This is a genomic window from Dysgonomonas sp. Marseille-P4677, from assembly GCF_016652235.1.
GTDB lineage: Bacteria > Bacteroidota > Bacteroidia > Bacteroidales > Dysgonomonadaceae > Dysgonomonas.
This window is the reverse complement of sequence record NZ_JAEPKU010000131.1, coordinates 1-12467: the sequence shown is the minus strand read 5'-3', so window position 1 is coordinate 12467 and position 12467 is coordinate 1. Positions and strand designations below refer to the sequence as shown.

Genomic DNA, 12467 nt, shown 5'->3' with positions numbered 1-12467 from the left:
AAGTTTACTTAATCTATAGCAGCCCGAATTTATAAATTAAGAATGTAATGCAGATTTTATATTTATCTGCATTTTTCGACTTCAATTTATTCTATATTCATCGACAAATTAGAGCTATTTATCGATTTACTATTGCCTGTGTATATCAATAAGTATACATTTACATCAAATATAAAAGAATCTTGATTATGAAAACCAATAATGAAAATAAATATCTCTTCAAAAGAGGAAACGGGCAGGGATTTGCATTCTTCCTAATATTACTGGGCTGTATATATTTATTATTGAATCTTAAGATTATACCGATAGAATACAAACCAATACTGATATCATGGCAAATGCTTCTGATCGTTATCGGGATATGGACATTATTGAAAAGGCGCTTTTTAGGAGGTATATTACTCATTACTATAGGAGTATTCTTTATTTATCCTATTTTGTGTAATATATTCCCAGATTTTTTCATCAGTTTTGATATTGATTTCAAAACCTATTGGCCGCTTCTGCTCATTGTATTTGGATTAATACTTATATCAAGCCGCCATTTCTCTTCTCCACTAAAATGTTGCAAAAATGAAGACAAGTACGACTCTGGATACTATGAATATAAAGCGACTAGTAAACATGATAATATTGACTTCACTGAGAAAAATGTAATGTTCGGAAGTACCGAACAAATTGTCTTATCTCAAAATTTCAGGGGTGGGGAAGCCAATGTGATGTTTGGAGAATTAATAATAGACCTGCGACGGGCAAAGCTGTCAGAAACAAATGGATTTTTCGAAGTAAATGTTCTGTTTGGAAGTGCCGTTATTTATGTGCCATCCGATTGGAATGTCGAATTACAAGGAAGCTCTCTTTTTGGCTCTTTTGACGACAAGCGTTACCACCTCAATAATAACGAACAGGATAGAACTAAATCCCGTCTCACCATAAAAGGAAGCGCACTTTTTGGAAGCGGTGAAATAAGAAATTAACAATCCGAGAACGATGGAGAACCAACGGATTTTATATATACATATTTTCATTGCGCTTTTAACAGCCCTCATACAATATCTTTGTTTGAAGCCTTTATTAAATGTGCCGGATTGTATATTAGTAACAGATGCCATAATCTCCGGTATCATTCTGTCGGTATTACTTTTGCTCCTTTCCAATACATCCAGATGCCTATTTTCGAATCTATCACCGCAACAAAAGTTTATCAACTTTGGTGCATTAGCCGTTCTTTTCACTGTTTCCTGGATTGGTAGCGAATTTCTTGTATTATATATTTTAATCTCGACAGACGAATTTGTCTTGTTATCGACATCAATTCCTATCCGAATAGTAATAGCATTGTTAAGTTACAGCCTGTCAATACTCATATCCAGTCAAATGCACAGCCCTCTTATAGAAGAAGGTATAGCTTCTGAAATAGAAACATCGAATGAGGAAAACGATCTCACAGAAAAGGAAGAGACAGAAAATATCGAAATTATAGAAAGAGTCGCTGTAAAAAACGGACAAAAAATAGACGTTGTATTAGTTACCGAAATAATTCATTTGCAAGCAGAAGGTGATTATGTAATGATACATTCGATAAAAGGAAAATTCTTAAAAGAGCAGACAATGAAATCTTTCGAAAAGAGTCTGCCACAAGATAAATTCGTAAGAGTCCACAGATCCAGTATTATAAATATAGACTTCATTTTACAAATCGAACTCTATGACAGACAAAATCAATTATTAAAATTGAAAAATGGATCACAAGTCAAAATTAGTTTAAGTGGATATAAGTCCTTAAAAAAAACATTGGGGCTATAAAACAGAACCCCAAGTTGGATTTGGGGTTCTGTTTTATAAGGAACTATATTCTTATTTTTCTACTGAGTTTTTCTCCTTATCAGCTTTCCATATTCTGTATTTTACTTCAAAGCCCTTTGGCGCATAAATCACAATAGGCAGCTTACTATTATAACGCACTATAAGAGTTTCGCCACTCACAAACTTATCTTCATTCGGTTTATTACAAGCCATCATAGTTGAAGTAGTTTGTCCATTAGATTTAAATTCGTAATAAGTATATCCCCACCCTTCTAAATCTTTTTCAGTAAGGGTTCCCATTAATCTGTGAATGTTACAGTCTACACTCATCTCTTTTCCCGGTATAATTTCAACCTTGTATAGCGATTCATCAGATTTCTTTTTCAATTCTATGACATGTCTCACCATACCTTCTTCTGCTTTAGGAAATGGAGCTAATACTTTTTCTATATCTTTTTTATCTTGTGCATTCATTGAAGTTGTAAGAGATAATAATACAACAGCTGAAAGTAAAGTCAGCAAAGTTCTTGTTAAATTCTTCATATATTCATTATTTTAATTAATACCTTTATTAACCGTTTACACTTTATAGATGGCTAAAATGCTAAAAAGTTGCATCCTTCACGTTCTGAAATTAAAACCCGAACATTCCAACTTGCCGATATAATCCTCTTTATATGGAAAATAAGAGTAAATTACTATCTAAAAAAATATATCTTTTCTATTTTTTCCTGTTTAGTTTCTATCTTTGCATCCTGATATTCTGAGAAAATATAAAACAATATACCATATGACTAAAAAATTCAACAGAACCCTCGTTACATCGGCCCTTCCCTATGCCAATGGGCCTGTACATATCGGGCACATGGCTGGTGTTTATATCCCGGCCGATATATATGTACGTTATTTAAGGCTGAAAGGTCAGGAAGTAATCCATATTGGCGGTTCTGATGAACATGGTGTACCCATTACTATACGTGCAAAGAAAGAAGGGGTAACTCCGCAAGCGATTGTAGATAAATACCATTCAATAATCAAAAAGTCATTCGAAGACTTCGGTATTACATTCGACATATATTCTCGTACGAGCTCTGAAACACACAGGGAAACTGCATCTGATTTTTTCCTTAAGTTGTACAATAAAGGGGCTTTTGAGGAACAGACAAGCGAACAATATTTCGACCCGGAAGCACAGATGTTCCTTGCAGACAGATACATCATGGGAGAATGTCCTCATTGTGGTAATCCAAATGCCTATGGAGATCAATGTGAATCGTGTGGAACATCTTTAAATCCTACAGACTTAAAAAATCCGCGTTCGACCATATCGGGTGCAACTCCGATAATGCGTGCAACAAAGCACTGGTATCTACCACTCGACAAGCATGAATCATGGCTTCGCCAATGGATACTGGAAGACCATAAAGAATGGAAATCAAATGTATATGGACAATGTAAATCATGGCTCGACATGGGACTACAGCCTCGTGCCGTAAGTCGTGATCTCGATTGGGGTGTTCCGATACCTTTACCCGATGCAGAAGGTAAAGTGCTTTATGTGTGGTTTGATGCTCCAATCGGCTATATTTCCAATACGATAGAACTTTTACCTGATAGTTGGGAAAAGTGGTGGAAGGCCGAAGATACAAAGCTTATTCACTTTATAGGAAAAGACAATATAGTATTCCATTGTATTGTATTCCCAGCCATGTTGAAAGCCGAAGGCTCATTTATATTACCTGAAAATGTACCTGCCAATGAGTTCTTGAATCTTGAAGGAGATAAAATATCAACATCTCGCAATTGGGCCGTGTGGTTGCACGAGTATCTTGAAGATTTTCCGGGGCAGCAAGATATTCTCCGTTATGTACTTACATCGAATGCTCCTGAAACGAAGGACAACGATTTTACATGGAAAGATTTCCAGGCTCGCAACAACAACGAACTGGTAGCTATACTCGGAAATTTTATCAATCGCGCACTTGTGCTCACTCAGAAATACTTTGATAATAAGGTGCCACAAGCAGGTGAATTAACAGAGTATGATAGAAATACGCTCAAGGAGTTTGCCGATATAAAAGGAATTATAGAATCACACTTGGATACATTCCGTTTCCGTGATGCCCTTAAAGAAGCGATGAATCTGGCACGTATCGGAAATAAATATCTGGCAGATACCGAACCTTGGAAAATAGCCAAAACTGATATGGCACGTGTGGGAACAATAATGAATATCTCTCTACAGATAACTGCTAATCTGGCTATTGTATTCGAGCCATTCCTTCCATTCAGCGTGAAAAAGATTCGTCAGTTTATCAACATGGATAGTCTTACATGGGAACAATTGGGTAGAATAGACCTATTACCTGAAGGACATCAATTGAATCCTTCGGAACTATTATTTGCAAAAATAGAAGATGAAACAATAGAAAAACAGATTCAGAAGTTACTGGATACTAAGAAAGCAAATGAGGGAACTACTGAAACAAAAGTAGCGCCACAAAAACCGAATGTAGCCTTCGATGATTTTGCTAAATTAGACCTTCGTGTAGGTAGAGTTTTAGAATGCACTAAAGTTCCGAAAGCAGATAAGCTACTTCAATTCCTTATCGATGACGGAATCAATAAACGCACTATTATTTCCGGAATTGCTGCATGGTATAAACCCGAAGAGCTGGTGGGTAAACAAGTGTGTTTCATTGCGAATCTCGAACCTCGGAAACTAAGAGGAATAGAATCGCAAGGAATGTTACTATCGGTTGAAGACACAGACGGTACTCTTTCACTTATACAACCGCCTAAAGACGTAACCCCTGGTAGTCAGATAGGATAATCCGATGCAATATAAATAAAAAGCGGGATAGGTATTATGCTTATCCCGCTTTCTATTTATTATCGAACCTTCTAATTAATCTCATCTGAAATTATCGACTCATATTTAAGTTTAGGCTCCTCATTCAATATACTTTTATAATCTACACAAAATTTATTATAACATTGTTTTGACAAACCTTTTTGTCCTAACTTATATAAACTATAGCATTTGATACGAATAGAATCTTCGTCTATACTATCGTGAGTGAGTATTACATCAGCTAATCTCAGCATCAACTTCAGGTCATTTTTCACTTCTGCTATTTTGGTCGCACTCATCAATATATCGACCAAAAGATTCGAATAATCAGATTTATACTTATCTACCCATTTCCTGTCTATATTAGGTAATAATACACCTGACGAAGCTAAATTCACAACATTTTCAACATCTGATTTATTTATTGTTGTTTCTGCCATGGCATTTAATAACCTCATAAGCTCGAGATAGTCACAAAAAGTATCATTTCCTATAACAACATGCCAATAGCTATTATCTTTTTGAAAAGTTACATCTCCTATTTCTTGAAGAATCAGGCGTAATTTGCGTATATTCACATTTCGGTTATTAGTTGCTTTATTTTTATCCATATCATACCAGAACTCCTCATCCAAGCGTTCAGATGTAATACCCTTTCCTGTAGCAACATATTCAAGAAGACAAAGTAAAAACATTTGTCGGATAACCGGAGTAAAGAGGCCTGTTATATCATCACCCTTCCTATCGAAGATCTGAAAACCACCAAAGAACAGTATCGTTGAATATTTCTTCTCTTTCGATATTAAATCTTTTTGAAGAATTCCTTCGGGTTTCATTGATGACTCTGTATTTGAAACATAAGTTCCGACCTTATCCTTTCTTTTTTTCTTAACCAGATATAAAGCTAAAAGAATCGAGACTAGCAACAATCCTGAAATTATGTATACCAGCAATCTGCTATATGTTGTTTGTGTATTAACCCCTACTTGCAATACATCAGCCTGAGACAAAGGTGGATAAAGAAGAGAATAAACACTTATATCATACTTTCCATCTATTCTTTGACAAATAACCGAATATAGAGAAGTTCCTTTATAAAGGAATAAATCGGAATATGACTCTGTATCCTGAAAATTATATGGTATGGAATCGGTAAGCAAACGATAAGAAAAGTCATTCATATCTACTTCACAGAGGCGTATCGACGATTTATAAACGTCGCTCCTGTTTGCAAGAGTATACAACTTGTTTTCCTTTAGATTGATTATCATCGAGTTTCCGAAAGTATGTGGCTTTGGCATATCAGCCAATTGCCCGACTTTTTGACTTGTATTATTTCTTGTATCTATCAATTGCAAGTCATAGATATTATAAGATGATGTTTCCTGAATCCCTGTCTTACTTCCATATCCGCCAAACACCAACATCTTTCCATCTCCCTGATAGGCCATTGACGATAAATAGCGCGGTGATATGTCATTAATAAGGTCTTTGGTTTTCCACTGCCCTTCATATAAATTATATGTTGCCAATATAGCATTGTATTTATACAATCCATATCCTCCGAATATAACCAGTTGATTGGAATCAGGATTTATAAACCGATTGTGATGTTGTATATACAATGAATTATTTGAAGGTTTACCAGACCATCTATTAGTTGTAAAATCATATATAAGTAATTCTTCTTGATTTATATTATAAGAAATGAGTTGATCTTTCTTATAATCATAAATTAAATAACTGGAGGCTCCAATAAAAGGGCTGCCTTCTTCAGCTTTTATGCGTTCGATATACTTATCACGCAAATGCATAATATATATACTGTCATTGACTGCCACAAACACACGGGCATTTACAGAATCTGTAGCAATCTGCGGATTATGCCTGTTAGTCGTCACGCTAATCTCTTTAGTCCAGTTTACGTGTTTATCAATTTCCCACATTCCGTTAACAACACTTGCCCGAGCTCCCTTCACATTATCATAAACTTCGTTATCACCATGCTTAGCCATAGCCCACTCTCGGACAATTTCACCACGACCATTTCGGATAATAACATTTTTCAATGCCATAGGTGGAACATCCGATGTATAGAAATATTTGTGCCTATTTGCACCGAAGTATATTTTATCAATCGACCCGCTTTCAAATAAATCACCTGAAGTATTAATATCCGTCTGCTTACCATCAATTAAGTATGTAATCTTCGTTTTCTCTATTTGCACCTTCACTTTTATCCATTTGCCGTCCAATTGCTCCCGCTCATATTTATACTCAGATGTTGCCTTAGTCTCGTGGATACCATTTAGTATAACATTAATTCTCCCTATGCTCATATAAGAAGTCATATCCAAACTGGTTGTATCATTTATAACCATTCGGAATATATAACCATAAGTATGGAAAGTGTTCACTAGTTTTAGATCAAACTCAAGAGAATATCCTTTTGGAATCCGCAATGGCTTCTCTGGCAACAAGTCGAGACAGGTGCGATCATCCTTATTCACTTCATGGGATTTAAAAATCAGTCCGGATGAGTACCCCTTATCAATAATTTTATTCTGCGAATGAAATTCCAGTGGAACAAATAGTGATAAAAAAATAAATCCAAGAAATATATTGATCCTCATCTCATTTGTTTTAATACATAACCATGTTGTACAAAAATACATAAAATTAAGACTTTTAAAGCATATGTGAAATAATAATACCAGCCCATATTTAAAAACCTATTTAATTCTCCCCGATTAGAAAATAACTTATAAATACTATCGGTAAAATAATTAATTCCATCATTAATTTAAAATACAAACATATAGAACTTACTTATTATCTCTCAAAATTGTATATATACAAGACAAATATGTATCATTTTGCGTCAATTAATATTTAGTTAATACTAATGTTAATAGATCAAACTTATGTTTGTAATAATATTTTCGAAGCAAATCGCTTTAATTTCGACAGAGTAAAAACCTTATTTAATTCACCGGAATACCATTTAAAACATGAAGAAGAGTACAATTTATTTATTCATTTTGGTCTTATTCATTTTGTTTGCAAAAAATATAAATGCACAGAACGCCAAACAGCCTGTCGATTACGTAAATTCATACATTGGTAATATTAGCCACTTGTTGGTGCCCACATATCCGACTACACATTTGCCCAATAGTATGCTCAGGGTTTGTCCCGAACGCGAAAACTATACGGGAAATGTCATTGCTGGACTACCTCTAATAATTACAAGTCATAGGGGTAGTTCGGCTTTTAATTTAAGTCCATATCAGGGACCGTTGGATAATGTAAAAAGTACAATGGACTTTGGATATGACAACGAAGTTATAAAACCTTATTATTACAGTGTGGACCTCGACGATTATAATATCCACGTAGAGTACTCATTATCGCACCAATCAGGCATCTATTATCTAGACTTCAACAATAGTAATGAGGCTGCATATCTCATCCTGAATACAAGAAATGGCGAACTGAGCTCAAATAAGAATACAATAAGTGGTTATCAAAACCTTAATAATAACACAAAGATATATATCTATCTCGAAACAGATTTGAATCCTGTTGAAACCGGGACAAAGAAGGGCAACTCGATTGATACAAAAGAAAAAACCATTTTGGGCAAAAATGCATTTCTAGTAATGAAATATCCTGAAAAAACGAAACAAATAAAAGTTCGTTATGGTGTTTCATTCATAAGCGCAGATCAAGCTAAGAAAAATCTTGAAAGAGAAATAAAAAATTACGATCTGGAACAAGTTGCTCAAAAAGGTCGGGATATATGGAACTCTACATTAGGCAAGATTCAAGTAACCGGTATTGATGAAAATGCTAAAACTGTATTTTACACTTCATTATACCGCACATACGAACGTATGATTTGTATATCTGAAGATGGAAAATACTTTAGTGCATACGACCATAAAGTTCATGACGATAACGGTCGTCCCTTTTATACCGACGACTGGATTTGGGATACCTACCGTGCTACTCATCCGTTGCGTATAATCATCGAGCCCGAAATGGAGAATGATATGATTAACTCATATGTGGTAATGACACAACAGATGGAGAGACCTTGGATGCCAAACTTCCCAGAAGTAACGGGAGATAGTCGCCGAATGAACTCCAATCACGCAGTTGCGATGGTCGCCGATGCTTATATCAAAGGGTTGAGAGGATTCAATCTAGAGGAAGCTTATAATGCTTCTAAAGCAGCGATTACAGAAAAGACTCTAGCCCCATGGTCTTCCAAACCCGCAGGTGTTTTAGACCAATTCTACAAAGAGCATGGATACTTTCCGTCTTTGGCAAAAGGAGAAAAAGAAACAGTACCTGAAGTACACAATTGGGAAAAACGCCAACCGATAGCCGTAACATTAGGCACAGTATACGATGAGTGGTGCCTATCGATAATTGCAAAACAGTTGGGTAAAAATGACGAATCGGATTATTTCTCGAAACGTAGCTTAAACTACCATAAAGTTTTTAATCCCGAGACAAAGTTCTTCCATCCTAAAGATGCTTCCGGCAAATTTGTAGAGGATTTGGACTATCGTTTTCCTACTGGTATTGGTGCTCGTGATTCCTATGACGAAAACACAGGATATGTATACCGCTGGGATGTACCTCATAATGTGGCCGACTTAGTGGAAATGATCGGAGGAAAAGAGGCTTTTGTAAATCAGTTGGAAGATATGTATAGTACTCCACTTGGGAGATCAAGATATGATTTCTACCACACATATCCGGATCATAGTGGTAATGTAGGACAATTTTCGATGGGTAATGAACCTTCGATGCATATTCCGTATCTATATAATTATGCAGGACAGCCTTGGCGCACACAAAAACGAGTGCATAATCTATTAAAACAATGGTTTAGAAACGATCTAATGGGTATTCCTGGCGATGAAGATGGAGGCGGATTAACATCATTTGTAGTTTTCTCTCAAATAGGTTTTTACCCTGTTACACCCGGCTTGCCAATGTATGTTATAGGTACACCTGCATTTCAAAGTGCAAAGATCAATATAGGAAATGGTAAATATTTCGAGGTTTCAGCCATCAACTATTCTCCGGAAAATAAATATATACAATCAGCTAAACTGAATGGTAAAGATTGGAACAAATCATGGTTCTCGCACGATGACCTAATGCAAGGAGGTAAGTTAGAACTGGTTATGGGAAAACATCCGAATAAGGAATGGGCCTCTGACGACAATGCAGTACCACCATCATTCAGTATGACGAAATAAGAGCTTTAATAAATACGACATAAGTAGTACACTTTTATCAGCAGTTAATAGAGGAGTCAAAAGAAGTGCTGATATATAAACCTTATACAAGAATGAACCTTAAATTTATTTTTAAAAGAGTCATAATCATGATTCTATCTGTTTTATTTTTGTCGTCGATCTCGGCTCAAGAAAAAACTGAACCTGTTGATTATGTTAGTATTCTAACAGGTACACTTTCAAAATTTGAATTATCGACAGGTAATACATATCCAGCCATAGCCCGTCCTTGGGGTATGAATTTCTGGGTTCCACAAACCGGAACTATGGGAGATGGATGGACATACATCTACACCGCCGATAAAATCAGAGGATTCAAACAAACTCATCAGCCGAGTCCTTGGATGAATGACTATGGTCAATTTTCAATCATGCCCATCGTAGGCAAACCTGTTTTCAATCAGGATAAGCGCACCAGTTGGTTTTCTCACAAATCAGAGATAGCAAAACCGTATTACTACAAAGTTTACTTGGCAGACTCGGATATTACAACTGAGATAACACCGACAGACCGTGCAGCCATGTTCCGTTTTACTTTTCCTGAAAAAGATAATTCATATGTAGTTATTGACGCTTTCGACAGAGGATCTTATATAAAAATCATCCCCGAACAAAATAAAATAATAGGATATACAACCCGAAATAGCGGAGGTGTACCTGAAAATTTCAAGAACTATTTTGTTATCGTTTTTGATAAGCAATTTACATATCAGGCGACTGTCGGCGATGATGAAATTCGCAAGAATGAACTTGAAGCCAAAGATAATCATACCGGAGCCATTATTGGTTTTTCAACTAAAAAAGGAGAGATAATACATGCTCGTGTTGCTTCATCCTTCATCAGTATAGAGCAAGCTGAGTTAAATCTAAAAGAACTAGGAAATGACAGCTTTGACGAAATTGCAACAAAGGGGCGTAACATATGGAACGAAACACTGGGAAGGATAGAAGTAAAGGATGATAACATAGATAATCTGCGTACATTCTATTCTTGCTTTTATCGTTCGGTTCTTTTCCCTCGCAGTTTCTATGAAATAGATGCCAAAGGCGAAATTGTACATTACAGTCCATACAATGGTGAGGTTTTACCGGGTTATATGTTTACAGATACAGGCTTTTGGGATACATTCCGTTGTCTTTTCCCTTTCTTGAATCTGGTATATCCATCTATGAACGAAAAAATGCAGGCAGGGCTTGTTAATGCCTACAAAGAAAGTGGCTTCTTGCCTGAATGGGCCAGCCCGGGACACAGGAATATTATGGTTGGTAATAATTCTGCTTCAGTAGTTGCCGACGCCTACCTTAAAGGGTTAAAAGGATATGATATAGAAGTATTGTGGGAGGCTCTGAAACACGGTGCAAATAATGTACATCCAAAAGTTCCTGCTTCGGGACGAAGAGGATATGAATATTACAATAAGTTAGGTTATATTCCTGATGATATAAGAATAGGCCAAAGTGCTGCCCGCACATTAGAGTATGCATATAATGACTGGACTATCTATCAATTAGGAAAGAAATTAAATAAACCTGAAAGTGAAATTGGTATATATAAACAACGTGCCTTGAACTACAAGAACCTCTACAACCCGAAATTCAAATTGATGACAGGGCGCAACGAAAATGGAGATTTCGATAAAAACTTTACAGCAGAGGATTGGAGCGGAGCTTTTTGTGAAGGAAACAGCTGGCACTGGAGTTTTTGTGTATTCCACGATCCGCAGGGATTAATAGATCTTATGGGAGGTAAAAAAGAATTCAACACTATGATGGACTCTGTATTTATAGTACCGGGAAATAAAGGTATGGAAAGTAGAGGTATGATACATGAAATGCGTGAAATGCAAGTAATGAACATGGGACAATATGCACATGGAAATCAACCGATTCAACATATGGTCTATCTATACAACTATTCTGGAGAACCTTGGAAAACTCAATATTGGGTACGTGAAATAATGGACAAATTATATAATCCCAATCCTGATGGATACTGTGGTGATGAAGATAACGGACAAACGTCGGCATGGTATGTATTCTCTGCTTTAGGATTCTATCCTGTATGTCCGGGAACAGATGAATATATTTTGGGGTCACCTCTTTTCAAAACTGTTACCTTAAATCTTGAAAATGGAAATAAAGTCTCTATAAAAGCAGATAATACAAGTAAAGCGAACAAATATATATCATCGATGACAGTAAATGGTAAAACACATACAAAAAACTATCTGACTCATGATATACTGATGAAAGGAGCAAATATAAACTATAAAATGGCCTCCTATCCAAACAAAACAAGAGGAATTAAAGATATAGATTCCCCGTATTCATTCTCTAACGAAAAGTAATTATAACACGGATTAATGCGTAAAATAGCACAAAATATTTTCACCAAAAACTTCATTTTTCTTTCTGAAAATTTGGAGGTTAGCATTATTTTACTAGAGAGAGAGAGAGAGAGAGAGAGAGAGAGAGAGAGAGAGAGAGAG

General features: G+C 35.8%; 7 protein-coding genes. 5 read left to right on the top strand and 2 right to left on the bottom strand.

Features of this window, described 5'->3' with window-relative positions:
* Positions 1-188: 188 nt before the first annotated feature.
* Positions 189-977 carry a LiaF domain-containing protein gene (locus tag JGH11_RS16555; protein WP_201113673.1) on the top strand — a complete coding sequence of 263 codons (789 nt, stop codon included), beginning with the start codon at positions 189-191 and terminating at the stop codon, positions 975-977.
* An 85-nt stretch (positions 978-1062) separates the two neighbouring features.
* Complete coding sequence (locus JGH11_RS16550) at positions 1063-1806, top strand: LytTR family DNA-binding domain-containing protein (protein ID WP_236264051.1); 744 nt, start codon at positions 1063-1065, stop codon at positions 1804-1806.
* Between the two features lie 51 nt (positions 1807-1857).
* Here the strand turns inward: JGH11_RS16550 and eco are convergent, their stop codons facing one another.
* Complete coding sequence (gene eco / locus JGH11_RS16545; RefSeq protein WP_201113671.1) at positions 1858-2349, bottom strand: serine protease inhibitor ecotin; 492 nt, start codon at positions 2347-2349, stop codon at positions 1858-1860.
* A 220-nt stretch (positions 2350-2569) separates the two neighbouring features.
* Here eco and metG point away from each other — a divergent pair, with 220 nt between their 5' ends.
* Positions 2570-4639, top strand: a complete 2070-nt coding sequence (metG, locus tag JGH11_RS16540; protein WP_370567622.1) for a methionine--tRNA ligase — start codon at positions 2570-2572, stop codon at positions 4637-4639.
* 71 nt (positions 4640-4710) lie between these two features.
* Here the strand turns inward: metG and JGH11_RS16535 are convergent, their stop codons facing one another.
* The gene (locus JGH11_RS16535; RefSeq protein ID WP_201113669.1) at positions 4711-7293 is read right to left on the bottom strand and encodes a hypothetical protein; all 2583 of its coding nucleotides are present in this window, start codon (positions 7291-7293) and stop codon (positions 4711-4713) included.
* Between the two features lie 378 nt (positions 7294-7671).
* On the opposite strand from JGH11_RS16535, the gene JGH11_RS16530 reads away from it, so the two are divergent.
* Together JGH11_RS16530 and JGH11_RS16525 are read left to right on the top strand one after the other, a co-directional pair.
* The gene (locus tag JGH11_RS16530; RefSeq protein WP_201113668.1) at positions 7672-9939 is read left to right on the top strand and encodes a GH92 family glycosyl hydrolase; all 2268 of its coding nucleotides are present in this window, start codon (positions 7672-7674) and stop codon (positions 9937-9939) included.
* A gap of 92 nt (positions 9940-10031) precedes the next feature.
* Positions 10032-12326 (top strand): GH92 family glycosyl hydrolase, encoded by a 2295-nt coding sequence (locus tag JGH11_RS16525; RefSeq protein ID WP_201113667.1) that lies wholly within the window; start codon positions 10032-10034, stop codon positions 12324-12326.
* Positions 12327-12467 lie beyond the last annotated feature (141 nt).

Coding starts and splice junctions, on each gene's coding strand:
- JGH11_RS16535 (WP_201113669.1), bottom strand. CDS start 7,293: ATGAGGATCAATATATTTCTTGGATTTATTTTTTTATCACTATTTGTT.
- eco (WP_201113671.1), bottom strand. CDS start 2,349: ATGAAGAATTTAACAAGAACTTTGCTGACTTTACTTTCAGCTGTTGTA.
- JGH11_RS16555 (WP_201113673.1), top strand. CDS start 189: ATGAAAACCAATAATGAAAATAAATATCTCTTCAAAAGAGGAAACGGG.
- JGH11_RS16530 (WP_201113668.1), top strand. CDS start 7,672: ATGAAGAAGAGTACAATTTATTTATTCATTTTGGTCTTATTCATTTTG.
- JGH11_RS16525 (WP_201113667.1), top strand. CDS start 10,032: ATGAACCTTAAATTTATTTTTAAAAGAGTCATAATCATGATTCTATCT.